Source organism: Campylobacter concisus ATCC 51562, assembly GCF_000466745.1.
GTDB classification, from domain to species: domain Bacteria; phylum Campylobacterota; class Campylobacteria; order Campylobacterales; family Campylobacteraceae; genus Campylobacter_A; species Campylobacter_A concisus_B.
In genome coordinates this window covers 154285-171641 of sequence record NZ_ANNI01000003.1, presented here as the reverse complement: position 1 = coordinate 171641, position 17357 = coordinate 154285, and the positions used below count along the sequence as shown (strand labels likewise).

The window sequence follows — 17357 nt, the reverse complement described above, 5'->3', positions numbered from 1 at the left end:
TTTTGGAAGCAGAGAATGTTACATTAAAATTAAGTGAAAAATATATAAACCAAATTTCATCGCGTGATATCAGTGCTATACTGCTTTCACTAAAAAATGTTACATTTTTTAGCCCTATTTGGCTTGGTAGAGTAATTGAAAATTTAAGCGAAGAAGCGCAAAAGCTTGGCGTGGTATTTGCGATTTGCGATTACAATGAAATTTTTTATGAATTGATGATGAGAACAGTTAAGAATATTTTAAATATTTCAATGTTTGAAAGTGAAAATATTGCAAGCTTGTTTTTAAATAAATTTCTAAACAATGCAAATGACAAAGTTTTCATTTATAACTCAACTGAGCAGTACAAGCACTATTTAGCTAATTATCTCAAAAATCGCTCATTTGATGTGGTTGAGGCTAGAGATGCGATCGAGTTTAATAAAAAAAAGAATTTATATAGTTATACAGTGTCGCAGCTAAATCATGTAAGATTAAGACAAAATCAGATAGATACTTTTATAAAAGATGGTGTCGTTATTTATGCCATAAAAAGTTTTATGGACTCAGATTTTATTGAAGATTTTGATATGTCAGCTCATGATATTATGCTAAAAATCGGATATAAATTTTTTCTTTTATGGGTAAATATTTCTGGTGCTTTAAATATAAGAGGTGCAAAATTTCTAATCAAACTTGCTAGCATTAGCAAAAGATCAGGTGCATTTATTTCGCTTTGTGGCATAAACGAATCAAATTTATCTATTGAATTAGTAACGTATCTTAAAGATGCAAATATATTTATCTATAAAAATTTAAATGACTTTTACAAAGACGACACTATTTTTTATCTTAAAAAAAGAGAGTTTGATGCAGAGCCAGTAGATATCAACAAGAGCGTTGCTCAAATTTCATCTTATGTGACGCAAATTGCGAGCAAAATTATCTCACAGTTAGCAGAAGAAGAAATTTTGTGCGTTGATACCAAAGTTAGTGCGCTTGATATGGAGAATGAGTGCGATTACTTGCGTATTTGTGTTCAGTATTATGGTGATATTTACGCAAGAGTGCTATTTGGAGTAAAAAAAGATAAATTAGACAAAATTTGCTCTATTTTTATGCCTGAAGGCGATGATTCAAATGATTATTTAAGTGGATATTCTCAAATTTTTAGTATCATTACAGATAAATTTTTGACTCATCTTTGGCAAAAAGGCATAAAAATAAAAGTCAGCTTGCCTAAAATTTTATCCGATGATGTTTTTTTTGATCACAATAGTGTAGGCATCATGAATAGATTAGATGTAAAAGATGACGAAATAGGCTTTGTATTTGTAACCAAGTAAGGAGAAGAAATGTACGTTGCACCTAGTATTTTATCGGCTGATTTTGGAAATTTGGCAGCTGAGATAAGAGCCATTTGCGAGGCTGGGTGCGATCTGGTGCATGTTGATGTTATGGATGGACATTTTGTGCCAAATTTAACCATCGGACCAGTCGTGGTAAATGCCGTTGTAAAAGCAGCTACAAAGCCACTTGATATACATTTGATGGTTGAGAATAACTCATTTTTTGCTGATCTTTTCTTGCCGTTAAAGCCAAAATTTCTAACCTTTCACATCGAAGAAGAGAAGCACCCATTAAGGCTCATCGATCACATCAGAAAAAATGGTGTAAGTCCTGGCATCGTGCTAAATCCACACACGCCAGTTAGTGCGATCGAGCATATCATAGATGAAGTGGATATGGTGCTTTTGATGAGTGTAAATCCTGGCTTTGGTGGTCAGAAATTTATGCCAGTCGTGCTTGAAAAAACAAGGGCGCTAAGAGAGCTGATAGAACGAAAAAACGCTAAGTGTCTGATTGAAGTAGATGGCGGCGTAAACGGACTAAATGCGCCTGAACTTGAAGAGGCTGGAGCTGACATTTTGGTGGCTGGCAACTACATCTTCTCGTCAAATTCTTACGAACAAGCCATTCGCGCCATAAAGCTTGAGTTTTGAAACCAAAAAAACAGCGTTTAGAAAATAGCATAGAAATTTTAGCTAGGCAAAATTTAAGCTATCATGAGTTTATTTTAAGATTTGGCGATATTGATGAAATTTCATCACTCATTGACGTGCGCGATCTTGATATGTGGCGAACTCTTGGGCTTGACATCACTAGAAATGAAGAGAATGAGATCGAGCTTGGCACGAGATTTAGAGATATTAGCGAGCAGGAATTTTGCGTGGTTGATATCGAAACGACTGGCGGTACGACGAGTGGTCAGATCATTGAAATCGGTGCGATAAAAATGAAAAATGGCATTGAGATAGGGCGCTTTGAAAGCTTTGTAGCAGCTCCTGTGGTGCCTGAAAATATCACCGAGCTAACCGGCATAAAGGCGAGCGATTTAGTTGGCGCGCCAAATTTGCTAAACGTGCTTGAGCGGTTCAAAATATTTCTAGGAACTAGCGTCTTTATCGCTCATAATGTAAATTTTGACTACGGCTTTATCTCTCACAGCTTAAATGAGATCGGCCTTGGTATGCTGCTAAATAGGAAGCTTTGCACCATCGATCTTAGCCGCCGCACTATCGCTTCGCAAAAATACGGACTTGGCTCGCTAAAAGAGCTTCTTGGCATAAACAATACCCACCACAGAGCGTTAAATGACGCAATAGCTGCAGCTGAAATTTTTAAAGTTTGTCTCACGCGCCTACCCTTTAGTATCCAAACGACAGAGGATCTCATAAGCTTTAGCAAAACAGCTCCAAGCGTGAAGCTAAAACCTGAACCAGTTTTATGTGCGAATTAGCAATAAAAAATTATCCACAATCCTAAATTTAATCATTAATTTTTATGCGATCTTTGTTTTTAAAAGATTGTGGGCAGTTTGCTAAATTTTACAAAAAAGGAGACAAATGAGCCAGAAAAATTTAGTTTCAAATTTTATCTCAGCTGGCGATGAGATGCTTACTTTTTTATCAAATTTTAGTAATAAGTGGTGCGTGAGTAATGATGGAGCGGAGTTTATAGAACAAAATTTGACCTTCATTGGCTCAAAGCCAGTTTTACAAAATTTAAAAGGTTACAAAACGGCTGAATATAAAAATTTTACCGACATTGAAAAATTTCTCAGCTCAAATCCAAGCATCAAAAGTAAAATTTTAAGTGGCGAGATAAGCTACATCGGCGACAATATAACAAGCATAGAGGTTAAATTTACATCTGAGTATTTTTGCGATTTTTTAAAATTTATAGTTGAAAATATCCCAGAGCATCACTATTTTTGTAGTCCCAAGGAGGGCTGGATATTGTTTATTGCGATGGAGGGATATGTGGAATTTGGCGTTTTGCACTAATAAATTTATTTTTAAGCAGTTGTCTAAAATTGTCCAGAAAAGGCAAAACGTGAAAGAAAATTTATTCGTAAAAATTCTTAAAATTAATAAAAAACTGAGCTTGCATCCTAACACCGCTTGCTGCTAGCAAAATTTAATCAATTTTTTTATATAATCCCTATTTTTCATAAAGGCAAAAAGATGGATAGAAAATCTTGGAGTTCAAGGCTCACATACATTTTAGCTGTTGCAGGAGCTACGGTCGGCTTTGGTGCGACATGGCGTTTTCCATATTTGGTCGGGCAAAACGGCGGCGGTGCCTATGTGCTCGTGTTTTGCATTGCTATGATCGTGATTGGCATACCGATGATTTTAGTTGAAAATGCTATCGGTAGACGCCTAAAATGCAATGCCGTGGATGCTTTTGGTGGATCGATAAATGGCAAAAAGATCAGCAAAAAATGGCAGATCGTTGGCTGGATGGGACTTGTTGGTGCTTTTGGCATCATGGCTTACTATATGGTTATTGGCGGCTGGGTGCTAAACTACATCGCACAAATTTCATTTGGTTTGCTTGATCTCTCGCATGTGGTTAGTTTTGAGGAGACAAGTGCGTTTTATGAGCAAAATATCGTAAGCAATCCACTTGCTATCAGCTTTGCAACGCTTGTTTTTGTGCTAGTTAATTACGCTATTTTGGTACAGGGTGCGGTCGGTGGTATCGAGCGATCAGCGAAATTTTTAATGCCACTACTTTTTATTTTAATGCTTATTATGATTGCTAAAAATATCACACTTGATGGTGCAATAGAAGGCGTAAAATTTTACTTAACGCCTAATTTTTCAAAGATAAACTTAAAGCTTTTCGTTGATGTTTTGGGGCAAGTCTTTTTTGCGCTTTCACTTGGGTTTGGTGTGATGATCACGCTTTCTAGCTTTGTGAAAAAGGATGAGGGTTTGGTTAAAATTTCTATCATTACAGGCATTTTAAATACGGTAATCGCTGTGCTTGCAGGCTTTATGATCTTCCCTTCTCTTTTTAGCTATGGTGTATCGCCAGATAGTGGCCCAAGTTTGGTGTTTAAATCGCTACCAATTGTTTTTTCTCACATGCCATTTGGTGGTTTTTTCGCGGTTGCATTTTTTACACTATTAATGATCGCTGCACTTACGACATCGCTACCAATATATGAAGTAATAATCACAACACTTCAAGAAAAATTTAAGATAAAACGCAAAAAAGCAATATTTTTGGTCCTTGGTGGTATATTTGTTTTAGGAAATTTACCTTCGCTAATGGCTACAAACATACTAAGTCACGTAAGCATTTTTGGTAAGAATATTTTTGATGCATATGATGCAATAAGTGCAACGATATTTTTTGTATTTACTTCATTTGGGTGTGCAATATTCGTAGGTTGGGTGCTAAAAGATGATGCAAAAAAAGAAATTTTGCAAGGTAGTGAAAAACATACAAAACTAATAAATGTCTGGTTTTGGTATATCAAATTCGTCGTGCCGTTTATCATTTTGGTGCTTTTTATTAGCTCGTTTTACGATAATTTTTTAAAATAGGGCGTAAAAATATGTTTTATTTTTTACTCGGTATTTACTTTTTTTACGTTGCCGCAAAGGCGATTTTGGCGATATTGCAGATAAATTTTATCCGCGCAGAGGATAAAAAGCCGGCCGTCGTGCTAGAGCAGGGGGAGTATAAAACCGCCGCCGACGCAGCGATAAGCAATCAAAAATTCGAGCTAATTAGCCTTCTCTATCACGCCGTGATATTTATGATGTGGGCGTGCTGGGGGCTTGGCGCGATATCGGGGCATGCTTATAAAACGGGAGATATAGGCGATAACGTCTTTATGGTTATGGTATTTTTGCTCGTTTCGTCGCTGCTAGAACTGCCGCTAAATATCTACGAAACCTTCGTCAAAGATAAAAGGCTCGGATTTTCAAACGTAACGCCTAAAATTTTCGCGCTTGATCTACTTAAAACGCTCGCGCTAACGCTGGTGTTTGGCACGCTATTTGTGTGGCTGGTGCTGCTTTGCATTAGATTTTTGGGCGATTTTTGGTGGTTTTGGGCGTTTTTGCTTAGCTTTGCCGTCGCGCTTGTTATAAATCTCATCTATCCGACGTTCATCGCGCCAATTTTTAACAAAATGCAGCCGCTGGAAGAGGGCGAGCTAAAAAGCCGTATAGAAGGGCTTTTAGCGCAGTGCGGGTTTAAAAGTAGCGGCGTTTTTACGATAGACGCTAGCAAGCGCGATAACCGCTTAAACGCCTATTTCGGCGGCCTTGGCGCGACTAAGCGCGTGGTGCTTTTCGATACGCTCGTTAAAAAACTAAGCTTAGATGAGATAATCGCCGTTTTGGGGCATGAGCTGGGGCACTTTAAGCACAAAGATATCCTAAAAATGATAGCTCTAAGCGCGGTTATGCTTTTTGCGATGTTTTTTATATTCGGCAACATCCCTGACGCGGTGTATCAAGCACTTGGGCTTCATAGCGGAGGCGGCGGAACGATCGTATTTTTACTACTTTTTTCACCGATTTTTGGGTTTTTATTTTCGCCGGTTAGTTCGTATTTTAGCCGCGCGAACGAATTTGGCGCCGATAAATTCGCAGGCGACGTCTCAAACAAAGCCGATATGATAAGCGCGCTAAAAAAACTAGGCTCCGAAAACAAGGCCTTCCCGAAGGCTCATCCGATCTACGCGTTCGTCTATCATTCGCACCCAAGCCTTTTTGAGCGTATAAACGAGCTGGAAAATGAAAATTGAAGAGGCTCTTAAAGAGGCTAGTTTAAGACTAAGCTCACTTTGCCAAAATCCAAGCAGGGTGGCTAAAATTTTGCTTATGAACTATCTTGACGTGAGCATTGAATGGATATTTTTAAATCAAAAAAAAGAATTTGATGAGAGCGGCTATTTTGCTCTAGTTAAAAGGTATGAAAACTACGAGCCTCTTGAATATATAACTGGTAAAGCTAGCTTCTATGGGCTTGATTTTTACGTGGAAAGTGGAGTGCTTATCCCAAGACCTGAAACAGAAATTTTAGTGGATAAAGTAATAGAAATTTCACGCGAATATAATGAACCAAAGATCGCAGAAATAGGTACAGGAAGCGGCATTATTAGTATCATGCTAGCTCTAAAAACAAAGGCAAATATCGTAGCGACAGACATCAATGAAAAAGCTTTGATGCTTGCTAGAAAAAATGCAGATAAATTTGATGTAGGTGGGAGGATCAAATTTTTAAACTGCTCTTATGTGGATGAAATTTTAGAAGATATTGATATTTTGGTTTCAAATCCGCCATATATTGCAAGAGGCTATAAACTTAGTAAATTTGTACTAAATGAGCCAGAAAGTGCGCTCTTTGGAGGTGAAGTAGGAGATGAAATCTTAAAAGACATTATTCTCATAGCAAAAGATCGTAATATCAAAAACGTTGCTTGTGAGATGGGGTACGATCAAAAAGCAAGTATGCAAAAATTCTTAGAGGCCAATGGTTTTGAGTATAGCTTTTACAAAGATTTGGCTGGCTTTGATAGAGGCTTTTGCGCGAAGTTAAAAATATAAAGGAGAGAGTTTGAGAGGAATTTATTTTTTGCTTTTGGCAGTACTTATAGGAGCTGAGTTAACGCTTGGTATTTTAGTGGCGCCAGTCATATTTTTTCCGCAAAGTATCATAGGAGATGGCATACTTACGCATTTTATGAGCGGTCAAATGATGACAAAGATATTTTTGAAATTTAATTATATTTTGCTTTTTGTAAGCATAGTTGTAATGATTAGCGAGCTATTTGATCTTAGAAAAAAGCTTATTTTTTCACTAAAATTTAGCATGTTAATGCTTGCTTTTTTAAATTTGGCTTTAGCTTTGAGTTTTGTATTTTTCTTTACGCCTTTTATAGTTTACGCTCAGAATTTGGGTGTTGATGCGACACAGACGGCTGAATTTGCCAAAATGCATAGCGCGAGTGAATATGTGATGAAAATCATGCTTGTTTTGCAAATCATTTTATTTTTTGTGAAATTTAAGATTAGCCAAAATGAATGCAAAGCCTGATATTCAAGTCTTAACAAATTTTCTAGCTGAATACACGGCGGCGATGGTGAGTGCTGGCACTTACACCGCACGCGTCGAAAAGTGCGTAGACCGCATAGCTAAACACTACGGCTACGATATTAGCGTGACGATTTTCGTGAAGTATTTTACTATTAGCGTCATGGACTCGGCCGACAACTCTCTGCGCCGAACCTACGTGAAAAAGATCCCGTTTGGTCATGTGAGTTTTAACCGTATTTCCGAGCTTTCGTCGCTTAGCTGGCGGATTTTGGATGAAAATTTAAGCTTAAACGAGGCAAAAGAGCAGTTTGAGGGCGTCATGCGCATCGGGGCGCATAAATTTGCAAGCTCACTTATTTTAATAAGCCTTGCAAATGCGGCATTTTGCAAGCTTTTTGGTGGCGATGTGGGCTCGGTGGTATGCGTATTTGTCGCGACGCTCGTGGGTTATAGCCTTAGATTTGCGCTTGCTAAAATGGGCGTAAATTTAAAAATCCAGTACGTCCTAGTCTCGTTCGTCGTCTCGTTTATCGCCTATCTTGGCGTATTTTACGGCTTTACGCACACTAGCGACGTGGCGATCGGCTCGTCGATACTATTTTTGATGCCGGGCGTTTTTCTCATAAACTCGGTCTTTGATATCATAAACGATAACACTCTTGTAGGCATCAGCAGGGCCGTGAGTACGGGCATCCTGATACTTTGCATAGCAGTGGGCGTTTATATCACGCTCTCGCTTAGCAATGCGGAGATTTTACATGTTTGAGCTTTTTACTGCGACTCTTATAGACGGTGCCTTTGCCGCGGTGGCGGGGCTTGGCTTTGCCTATGCTAGCTCGCCGCCTAAAAGGACTCTCGTATTTTGCGCGCTACTTGCGGCGTTTGCGCACGCCAGCCGCTTTTGGATCATGCAGATGGGATTTTTTAACATCAGCGTCGCCACTCTCATAGTCTCGTTTTTAAGCGGGATTTTAGGTATGCTCTTTGCTAAACGGCTCAAAGTGCCCGCCGAGATCATCGCGTTTCCCGCACTTTTGCCGATGGTGCCCGGAGTTTACGCGTATAAGGGCATTTTGGCGCTGTTTTCGTTTCTAAACGAGCCTGATATCGCTAAGAAAAACGAATACCTAATCATATTTTTCGATAACGCGATCACGACCACGACAGTCTCGCTAGCGCTTGGCGTAGGGGTTTCGGTGGTGCTTATTTTATTTTACGATCAGTCCTTGATGATTACTCGCGGTGCCAAGTGCGATCTGGCAACGAGAAAGACGCGCAGATAATTTTAACTTTGGCATAGAAATTTGTATGTCTTTTTGATAGTTTTTATTATTTTGCTGGATATTTTCTCAATTTTGCCGATATAGCTTAAAACTAAATTTTAAAAGGATTTATGATGTTAAGCGGTATCGGTGGGTTTTCTAGTGTTACTAAAAATTTTCAGTTAAATGAAAAACATAGCATAAATAGTCAAAACATATATAAAAATGAAATCTCGCAGCCGGATACGGTCGAGCACAAATTTAACGAAGTTTTAGGCTATAAAGTAGGTGTGGACGGATATTTTACGTCCAAATTTAACGAAGCCGCAGGTATCCCAAAGGACTACAAAATCCACTCAGATACCTTAAAATCGCTCGTGAACGTAAATGATAAAGCGATCGCATTTAATAAAATGTTTTCAAAAATCGACATAGTAAAAACCGCCCGTAATGCATATAAAATTTTATCCCAAGTAGTCGGCGAGGACGTTTTAAATTCCAAAGAAAGTTTTAACAAAGAAGACCTCGCCAAATTTCCTCAAGGATACGAGTACGAGAAATCAAGTCTAAAAGTAACTAAAGTAAATAAAAACATCTACGACTATGCGTCGGCACGTAGCGCCTTTGACGATAAGTCCGGGAAAACTAATATGGAAACGCTATTTTTTAATAGCTCATATCATGCGTTAACAACAACGCCGCAATATAAGCCGTCAACCAATATCTTTGATAACAATAACGGCGGCAAAGAGAGCGAAAATATGAGCGTGTTTATAAATCCTCACGGCGAAAGATACACTAACCCTGACGGTAGCATAACCAAAGGGGGCTTGATAGCAGCCGTAATAAACTCAAATTTAGACGTACGAGAGGGCGAAACTACGGTTTGGGGCAAGATGCAAGGTTATGACAAAAGCATAAGCGGCAAAGAATACAGACAAAAGCTGGACGCCTTTATTGATTCGCGCAACATCTACGGCATCAAAGGAAGCGAGCTTGACGGGCTTAGCAAGGATTACCGAGAATATGTACTAACGTTTCAAAAAATGCAAGAGTCGCTTTTGCCCGGTAGCACTGCCTTGAGCGGCAACTCTAACATGACTTCCGACGGCAAAGAATCAAAAAGCCTCTTTGAAATAATGCAAGAGGATATGAAAGAGGCGCAAAAACGCCTAGAAAAGCTAATAGAGCAAGAAAAGCGAACGCAAAAGATGCTGGGTAAAAACAGAAAATACGACAAAGAGCTAGAGCAAAATACTAGAAAAAATTTAGAAGAACTTCGGGCGATGATGAAATTTAATGCTAAGAGCGTGGATATAAAGGCTTAAAAGGATTAATATGATAAGCGGCGTAAATGGATTTAACGCAAATGCAAATTTTGATTTTAGCGGCGCTCGCAGGCAAAATTTAAAGACGCATGAGGAAAAAGAGGCGTATATAATGGGGCTTTTAAGAAAATTCAGTAAAATGGGGCTTGATCTAAAAGTCTAAGGAAATACCGTGAAAATACGAATCTACTACGAAGATACCGATGCTGGTGGCATAGTTTATCATACAAACTACATAAAATTTTGCGAGCGAGCTAGAAGTGAAGCATTTTTTCAGGCTGGATTAAATTTCACAAAAGAGGGCGGATACTTTGTAGTTTCGTCGCTTGAGGCTAAATTTATAGCTTCTGCTGTGCTTGGCGATGAAGTATTTGTTAGAACTAAAATTTTAGAGCTTAAAAAAGCTAGCCTTGTTTTGGAGCAAGAAATTTATAAATTTGATGACAAAAATGCCGAAAAACTACTCTTTAGAGCGACGATCACTTTAGCTTTTATGAAAGAAGAGAAGCTTGCTAAGATAAATGATGAGATAAAGAAATTTTTGGAGAATTCTAAATTTTAGATCGTGGCTAAGTTTAGAAATTTAACTTTAGCCACTTTGTGCTTTTACATTGAGCTATTTTGATCGAGTAAAATTTCTTGATTTGCTTCGTTAAAGTGGTCGCCTTTTGCGTTATAAATTTTAACTCCATATAAAACTTGAGAGTTTTCAACTCTTTCGGTAAAAATTCTATCGGCACTTTTATCTATAAAATTTGTGTATATATACTCGGTACCAAAAGCGCTTGAATAGCCGATTTGCGAATATCTAAAATCTACATCAAAAAGATCACCAAGCCCCAAAAATAAGTCGTTAATAGGATTTAGTGAGTTTGCAATGAAAAGATTTTGTCTATCTCTTTGCGCGATGGCATTAAAGATATTTGGTAAAAAATTTATCTGCGTACTTAAAAGTGCGTATGGTTTTATCTCAAAGCCCCTCATCTGCGTTGCTACAAGAGAAGCTTTGACGATTGGGATGTTTAAAAATATACTTGCATTATCAAACTTGGATTTTTTACTTAAAGTGTCGTTTAAATTTATATCTTTGCCTACGATAGAGGCCTCGTGATAATCACTACTTTGCATGCGGACATATTCATTTAGCTTTTGCCCTAATGAACTGCCATCATCAAATGCAACTATCTTTTCATTCGAGTAAGCTAGCAAAGCTGAAATTTGCTCTTTATAATCAATGCCACCAAAGATCAAATTTGGCTTTGGATTTATGATAAAAGAGCTATGAACACTTGGAATGTAGATAAGCTCATTTGATAGAACTAGCGAATTTATAATGTTTGCACCATTTGATGTAAGGGCTGCGATAAAATAATTAAAGCCTTGGACTCTAGCCGTTTGCATAGCATTTGTAAGACTTTGTGGGCTTTCATCGTTGCTATTTATAAATTTGATTTCAATATCTGCGTCCTGCTTTAAAACATAGCTTAAGACTGCATTTGATACAACATTTGCATAAGATTTTATAATCTTTTGTGGAATGATTACAGCGATTTTGCCGCTTTTATTAACTTTTAAAATAGCTTCACCACCAAGAGAGATATAAAGTTCCAAAAGAGCGTTATCGTCTATTTTTGTTGGTTCAAATCTCGCCATAAAGCTGGCCAGTAAATCAGCCTTGATAAGCTCATTTAAGCAGGTATTATCACAAAATTCTGGTTCTAAATTTATATAAGTAATCTTTGCTGGAGGTATGCTTGATAGACTTTGGTTTTTTGTAACGTTACTCTCAAAATTTATCTCATCTTGTGATGCAAAAATAGTTGAAAAAATGGCTAAAAAAAGTAAAATTTTTCTCATATCACTCCTTTGATCTTTCTTAAATCATCTATAAAAATATTTTCAAAACTAGGATTTTTGCTTATCCACTCTGGTGAAAACGTTGGTAAAATAAGACTGTTTTCATTTTTTAAAATACTACCTCTTATACTTGAAAATCCACCTTTTAACAATAAATTTGGATATAAATGGATAAAAGCTTTCTCTCCTAAAGTCACGATTATCTTTGGCTTTATCAGCCTAATCTCTTCAAGTAAATAAGGACGACAAAGTTCAATAGAACGGCTTAAAATTGGACTTTTATCATCATTTTGTGAAATTTCACACCGAAGTAGAGAACTTATATAAATTTCTTTTATATCTAAATTTAAACTATTTTTTATGGCATTTTCTAAAAATTTTTTACTGTTATTTTCATAAGAATCATTTTTTTTAGAAAATAATATAAACATGATTTTGCTATTTTCATTGCCGATGCCAGCTGTTACGCCTTTTGAACTATTTCGCAAAGAGCAAAGAGAGCATTTTTTTACTTCGCGGTTTAGCTCATCAATATTGTTGTAATCATGATAATTGCTTAGACTAAGAAAATTTTTATCAATAAACTTATAGCCAATTAGTTTTAAGAAAAATAATTTTTTTAAAAGCCTATTGTCTTTATTAAAATTCATTTTTGGATTATAACTTGATTTGCTTAAAGTTTGAGTTGTGGCTTTTTAAGCTAAGTTATTCAAAGGAATTTAAGTATTGCTTTGATAAAATCCCACTTTTTATATTAACTTTAAGGATAGAAATGAAAAGGACTTATCAACCTCATAAAACCCCTAAAAAACGCACTCACGGCTTTCGCTTAAGAATGAAAACTAAAAATGGCCGAAAGGTAATAAATGCTAGACGTGCCAAAGGTAGAAAAAGATTGGCTGCTTAGCTGGTTTTGAGTCGTTAAGCGGCTCAAAAGAATTCTCTCAAGTTTATAAAGAGGCTAGCAAGTGGCATTGTGATGCTTGCATTATTTTTTATAAACCAACAAATGAAAAAAAAATAGCAGTAGTTGCTAGTAAAAAAGTAGGAAAAGCGGTAGTTAGAAATAGAGCTAAAAGACTTTTGAGAGCCGCTTTTTTTAACATTTCTAGTGAATTAAAAGATGGCACATATATTATGATCGCAAAAAATGGAATTACAGAAATTTCATTTGAAAAAATTTGTAAAAATTTAAGTTGGTCTACAAAAAAAATGGGATGTTTAAAATGAAAAAAATTGCGATTAAAGCTATCGCTTTTTATCAAAAATATATTTCCATACTTCTACCAAAAAGCTGTCGCTATTATCCGACTTGTTCGCAATACGCAATTTGGGAATTTCAAACAAATAGTTTTTTTTCTGCTTTTTTTGCAACCTTTATGCGAATTTTAAAATGTAATCAGCTTTTTAAAGGCGGTATCAACTACCCAATCATCTACAAAAAATTTAACTTATGTTTTATATTTCAAAAAAGTGATACCAAAAATGTAAATTTTTGGTTTGTCCCTTGTCAGAATAGTAAATTTTATGTCGTAAAAGTATTAGATAAATTAAAGGAAAAAAATTAAAATGGAACAGATGTCTATGCAAAAAAGGTTGCTTCTTGCAGCACTTTTATCTATTGTTTTTTTTATAGTGTATGATTTTTTTATGCCAAAAAGAGTGATGCCTGAGCAAAACCAAACTACAATGTCTCAAACAATAGATCAAAATAAAGCTCCAAATACAAATCAAAACACACCAAAATCAAATGAAAATTTGGCTTCAAATGAGATAATCGCTACTATCAAAGGTCAAAGCTACGAAGCAAAAATAGATAAGCTAGGAAGAATTTCAAAATTCTATCTAACTGAAGATAAGTATAAAACAGAAGATGGCAACAAAATCGAGCTTGTTTCGCAAAATCCATTGCCACTTGAGCTTAGATTTAACGATAGTACTTTAAACACTGATGCCTTTAAGGTTGCATATAGTAGTGACGCTAGCGAGATAGATGCTAGCAGCGAGCCTAAAACCATAAAACTTACTCAAAATTTAGATGGAGTTACAGTTACAAAAAATATCAAATTTTACCCAAATGGCAGATATGAAGTTGAAGTAAATTTAAGTAAAAGTGTTGATTATTTCATCACTCCTGGCTTTAGACCAAACATCTCAGTAGATAGCTATACGGTTCACGGCGTGATGCTTAGAAACACTGATGATAGCCTAAATATTATTGAAGATGGTGACGCCAAAGAGGTTAAAAACTATGCAAATACCACAATAGCGGCCGCATCTGATAGATACTATACAACGCTATTTTACTCATTTGAAAAGCCATTTGAAGTAGCCGTAGACAAAGGTTCTAACAATAATCCTATTCTTTTTGTAAAGGCAAATGATAATTTAAAATTAGGCGCATATATCGGACCAAAAGAGCATAAAATTTTAAGCTCAATGGACGAGAGACTAAATGATGTTATTGAGTATGGTTGGTTTACATTTATAGCAAAACCGATGTTTGCATTTTTAAATTTCTTGCATAACTACATTGGCAACTGGGGTTGGGCGATAGTTGTGCTAACACTTGTTATAAGGATAGTTTTATTCCCACTTACATATAAGGGTATGTTATCTATGAATAAGCTTAAAGAGCTTGCTCCAAAGGTAAAAGAACTTCAAGTAAAATACAAAGACGACAAGCAAAAAATGCAAGTTCATATGATGGAGCTTTATAAAAAGCATGGCGCAAATCCAATGGGTGGATGCTTGCCGATCTTGCTTCAGATTCCGGTATTTTTTGCAATCTACCGCGTCTTACTAAATGCGATCGAGCTAAAAGGTGCTCCTTGGATACTTTGGATACACGATCTTTCAGTAATGGATCCATATTTTGTATTACCTATTTTGATGGGTCTAACGATGTTTTTACAGCAGAAGCTTACACCAACGACATTTACTGATCCTATGCAAGAAAAGGTGATGAAATTTTTACCTCTTATATTTACATTTTTCTTCGTGACATTCCCAGCTGGTCTTACACTTTACTGGTTTGTAAATAACGTTTGCTCGGTTGTTCAGCAAGTATTTGTAAATAAACTTTTTGAAAAACATAAAAAAGCTGCGGAGGTAAAGGCTTAATGAAAATAGAAGCAAATACCCTTCAAGAGGCATTTCAAAAAGCAGCCGAGCAGCTTAACTGCTCAGTAACTCAGCTTGATATAAAAGTTTTACAGCATCCAAGTAGTGGTTTTTTGGGATTTTTTAAAAGAAGTGCGATCATTGAAGCAAATTTAGAAAATCAACCAAAGCCACAACACAAGCCAAAAAATGATAAAAATTTTGTTAAAAAAAATGATGAGAACGAAGCTATAAAAGAAGATAAAAAGCAAGCTAAAAAACATGATCATAGTGATAAAAAGCGAGGCTCTAAAAAACATAGAGATGAAAAAAGCGAAACTAAATTTGAGCAAAAAGAGCATAAAAATGAAAAGTCAAATTTAAGTGAAAAAAATGAAGCTCTAGCTAAAGATGCATTTGCTCAAAAGAGTGAAGAAGAGGCTGAGCCAGGATATGTGATAAAGAGACTTGATGAGCCAAAAGAAATAAAGGAGTCACAAGCTAGCAAAAATGCTCCTAAAAATATTTTAGATAATTCTATTATTGAAAATTTTAATCAAACTGATGAAGATAGTGTGGCTCAAGCTTTACAAAAAGAAAAAAAAGAAAAAGCAACAATCGACTTTGATAAAATTTTACCTGAGATCAAAGAGGGCATGAACCGTCTTTTTAAGGCAAGTTGTTTTGATATTAGTAAAATTGAAGTTAGCAAATTTGACGATGAAACGGTGCTTATAGAGCTTGATGGAGCTGATGCGGCTCTACTTATAGGCAAAGAAGGTTATAGGTATAAAGCGATATCTTATATGCTTTATAACTGGCTAAACTCAAAATATAACCTTGCTATCCGCCTTGAAATCGCGCAATTTTTGCAAAATCAAGAAGCGATGATGGATCAGTATCTAAATGGCGTGATCGAGCGTGTGCAAAATAGTGGCAGAGCTCAAACAAAGCCACTTGACGGGGTTTTGGTCAAGATCGCACTTGAGAAGCTTCGCGAGAAATTCCCAGATAAATATGTCGGCATAAAAAGCGGCAATGACGGCAAATTTGTCGTCGTAAATGACTTTTTCAAAAAATGAGTGAAACCATTGCAGCCCTTGCCACAGCTTATGGCATCGGCTCAGTTTCTATCGTAAGGCTTAGTGGCAAAGACGCTCTGGCCACCTCTTTAAAACTTCTTAAACTTTCAAATTTAGAGCCAAGATACGCAAAACTAGCCAAAATCTACTCCCTTGATGATGAAATTTTAGACGAGGGCGTCGTTATATATTTTAAAGCCCCAGCAAGCTTTACAGGCGAGGATATCGTTGAATTTCAAACTCATGGTGGCGTGATGGTGAGTGAGAGAATTTTAAATGAGCTAATAAAGGCTGGCGCAAGGCTTGCTATGCCAGGCGAGTTTAGCAAGCGGGCATTTTTAAATGGCAAGATGGATCTAGCTAAGGCTGAGGCTATGCAAGGGCTCATTACTTCAAAAAGCGAGATCGCTGCTAAAATTTTGACCCGCCAGATGCAAGGCGATCTTAGTAAATTTGTAAGCGAGATCAGAAGCGAAGCGGTCAAAACTCTTGCTTTTGTTGAGACGATGATTGACTATGCTGATGATGATCTGCCAGCAAATTTACTAGAGCAGACCAAGCAGATGCTTTTAAAAAATAGTGAGAAACTAGAGCGCATAGCCACACTTAGCGAGCAAAGAAGAGGGCTAATAGATGGCTTTAAGATCGCTATCGTTGGTAAGCCAAATGTTGGTAAAAGCTCTATTTTAAACTCGTTTTTGGCATACGAGAGAGCAATCGTTAGCGACGAGGCGGGCACGACCAGAGATAGAATAGAAGAAAATTTCAAGATCGGCTCACATCTAGTTCGTATAATAGATACCGCTGGCATAAGAAAAAATGCTGGAAGGATCGAGCAAATCGGCATAAATTACTCAATCTCAGCCATAAACGAAGCTGATATCATCCTAGCTATCTTTGACGGCTCAAATATAAGCGACGAGCAAGACAAAGAGATAATTAGACTCGTTTCTAACTCAAGTAAAAAAGCCTTTTTTATCCTAAACAAAAGCGATCTAGCGTTTAAATTTGATATAGAGCTAGAAGGTGCTATCAAGATTTCAGCAAAAAATGATACGAGCATAGTTTTAAAAGAGCTTGAAGCTTATCTTAAGACACAGGATACTGATGAGATCATGCTAAGCTCAAACCGCCAAATTTTAAGCTGTAAAGAGGCTAGTGAGGCTTTAAAAAGAGCCTTTTTGAGACTCAGCGAAGAGGAGCTAGAAATTTTTGCTTATGAGCTAAATAGTGCGATAAAGGCGCTTGCAAGCATCACAAAGCCATTTGAAAGAAGTGAAATTTTAGACGAAATGTTTAGCCATTTTTGTTTAGGAAAATGATACTTTTTTTGGTTAAAA

The 17357-nt window shown here is 36.6% G+C and carries 21 protein-coding genes; 19 read left to right on the top strand and 2 right to left on the bottom strand.

The features are described 5' to 3' along the window. The first annotated feature begins 2 nt into the window (after positions 1-2). The 13 genes from ATCC51562_RS02215 to ATCC51562_RS02160 all read left to right on the top strand — a co-directional run bounded on the left by ATCC51562_RS02215 (position 3) and on the right by ATCC51562_RS02160 (position 10538). Positions 3-1325, top strand: coding sequence for a hypothetical protein (locus tag ATCC51562_RS02215; protein WP_021090945.1), 1323 nt, complete (start codon positions 3-5; stop codon positions 1323-1325). 9 nt (positions 1326-1334) lie between these two features. After that, positions 1335-1982 (top strand): ribulose-phosphate 3-epimerase, encoded by a 648-nt coding sequence (rpe, locus tag ATCC51562_RS02210; RefSeq protein WP_021090444.1) that lies wholly within the window; start codon positions 1335-1337, stop codon positions 1980-1982. Next, entirely contained in the window at positions 1979-2779 is an 801-nt protein-coding gene (locus ATCC51562_RS02205; protein ID WP_021090954.1) for a 3'-5' exonuclease, read from the top strand. Before rpe ends, ATCC51562_RS02205 begins: the two co-directional genes overlap by 4 nt. 106 nt (positions 2780-2885) lie before the next feature. Then, the gene (locus tag ATCC51562_RS02200; protein WP_021090888.1) at positions 2886-3326 is read left to right on the top strand and encodes a hypothetical protein; all 441 of its coding nucleotides are present in this window, start codon (positions 2886-2888) and stop codon (positions 3324-3326) included. Positions 3327-3506: 180 nt separating this feature from the next. Continuing rightward, a complete protein-coding gene (locus tag ATCC51562_RS02195) occupies positions 3507-4880 on the top strand; it encodes a sodium-dependent transporter (RefSeq protein ID WP_021090886.1) in 1374 nt (457 codons plus the stop codon). A gap of 11 nt (positions 4881-4891) precedes the next feature. Continuing rightward, positions 4892-6094, top strand: coding sequence for a M48 family metallopeptidase (locus tag ATCC51562_RS02190; RefSeq protein WP_021090785.1), 1203 nt, complete (start codon positions 4892-4894; stop codon positions 6092-6094). Then, complete coding sequence (gene prmC / locus ATCC51562_RS02185) at positions 6084-6896, top strand: peptide chain release factor N(5)-glutamine methyltransferase (protein ID WP_021090981.1); 813 nt, start codon at positions 6084-6086, stop codon at positions 6894-6896. The genes ATCC51562_RS02190 and prmC overlap by 11 nt, the downstream gene beginning before the upstream one ends. A 10-nt stretch (positions 6897-6906) precedes the next feature. After that, complete coding sequence (locus ATCC51562_RS02180) at positions 6907-7386, top strand: DUF4149 domain-containing protein (protein ID WP_021090786.1); 480 nt, start codon at positions 6907-6909, stop codon at positions 7384-7386. Then, entirely contained in the window at positions 7370-8152 is a 783-nt protein-coding gene (locus tag ATCC51562_RS02175) for a threonine/serine exporter family protein (RefSeq protein WP_021090502.1), read from the top strand. The genes ATCC51562_RS02180 and ATCC51562_RS02175 overlap by 17 nt, the downstream gene beginning before the upstream one ends. Next, positions 8145-8669 (top strand): threonine/serine exporter family protein, encoded by a 525-nt coding sequence (locus tag ATCC51562_RS02170; RefSeq protein WP_021090760.1) that lies wholly within the window; start codon positions 8145-8147, stop codon positions 8667-8669. The genes ATCC51562_RS02175 and ATCC51562_RS02170 overlap by 8 nt, the downstream gene beginning before the upstream one ends. Positions 8670-8782: 113 nt before the next feature. After that, positions 8783-9976 carry a Cj0814 family flagellar-dependent secreted protein gene (locus ATCC51562_RS02165; protein WP_021091043.1) on the top strand — a complete coding sequence of 398 codons (1194 nt, stop codon included), beginning with the start codon at positions 8783-8785 and terminating at the stop codon, positions 9974-9976. Between the two features lie 10 nt (positions 9977-9986). Beyond that, positions 9987-10139, top strand: coding sequence for a hypothetical protein (locus ATCC51562_RS09605; RefSeq protein WP_021091007.1), 153 nt, complete (start codon positions 9987-9989; stop codon positions 10137-10139). Positions 10140-10148: 9 nt separating this feature from the next. Further along, on the top strand, positions 10149-10538 hold the full coding sequence (locus ATCC51562_RS02160) for a YbgC/FadM family acyl-CoA thioesterase (protein ID WP_021090498.1): 390 nt from the start codon (positions 10149-10151) through the stop codon (positions 10536-10538). Between the two features lie 44 nt (positions 10539-10582). Here ATCC51562_RS02160 and ATCC51562_RS02155 read toward each other — a convergent pair whose 3' ends face one another. Together ATCC51562_RS02155 and ATCC51562_RS02150 are read right to left on the bottom strand one after the other, a co-directional pair. Continuing rightward, complete coding sequence (locus ATCC51562_RS02155) at positions 10583-11833, bottom strand: periplasmic protein (RefSeq protein WP_021090476.1); 1251 nt, start codon at positions 11831-11833, stop codon at positions 10583-10585. Further along, positions 11830-12483: a uracil-DNA glycosylase gene (locus ATCC51562_RS02150; RefSeq protein WP_021090513.1), complete on the bottom strand. Its 654-nt coding sequence runs from the start codon at positions 12481-12483 to the stop codon at positions 11830-11832. Before ATCC51562_RS02150 ends, ATCC51562_RS02155 begins: the two co-directional genes overlap by 4 nt. Positions 12484-12605: 122 nt before the next feature. Between ATCC51562_RS02150 and rpmH the strand changes: the two genes are divergently transcribed. The 6 genes from rpmH to mnmE are packed head-to-tail and all read left to right on the top strand — an operon-like array spanning position 12606 to position 17339. After that, positions 12606-12740 carry a 50S ribosomal protein L34 gene (rpmH, locus tag ATCC51562_RS02145; RefSeq protein WP_002940373.1) on the top strand — a complete coding sequence of 45 codons (135 nt, stop codon included), beginning with the start codon at positions 12606-12608 and terminating at the stop codon, positions 12738-12740. Further along, entirely contained in the window at positions 12728-13063 is a 336-nt protein-coding gene (gene rnpA / locus ATCC51562_RS02140; protein ID WP_080658720.1) for a ribonuclease P protein component, read from the top strand. Before rpmH ends, rnpA begins: the two co-directional genes overlap by 13 nt. Then, positions 13060-13401: a membrane protein insertion efficiency factor YidD gene (gene yidD / locus ATCC51562_RS02135; RefSeq protein WP_035167183.1), complete on the top strand. Its 342-nt coding sequence runs from the start codon at positions 13060-13062 to the stop codon at positions 13399-13401. Before rnpA ends, yidD begins: the two co-directional genes overlap by 4 nt. 1 nt (position 13402) lies before the next feature. Further along, positions 13403-14956, top strand: a complete 1554-nt coding sequence (gene yidC, locus ATCC51562_RS02130; RefSeq protein WP_021090463.1) for a membrane protein insertase YidC — start codon at positions 13403-13405, stop codon at positions 14954-14956. Then, the gene (locus ATCC51562_RS02125; protein ID WP_021090789.1) at positions 14956-16017 is read left to right on the top strand and encodes a Jag N-terminal domain-containing protein; all 1062 of its coding nucleotides are present in this window, start codon (positions 14956-14958) and stop codon (positions 16015-16017) included. Before yidC ends, ATCC51562_RS02125 begins: the two co-directional genes overlap by 1 nt. Further along, positions 16014-17339 (top strand): tRNA uridine-5-carboxymethylaminomethyl(34) synthesis GTPase MnmE, encoded by a 1326-nt coding sequence (mnmE, locus tag ATCC51562_RS02120; protein ID WP_021090767.1) that lies wholly within the window; start codon positions 16014-16016, stop codon positions 17337-17339. Before ATCC51562_RS02125 ends, mnmE begins: the two co-directional genes overlap by 4 nt. The last annotated feature ends 18 nt before the right edge of the window (positions 17340-17357 follow it).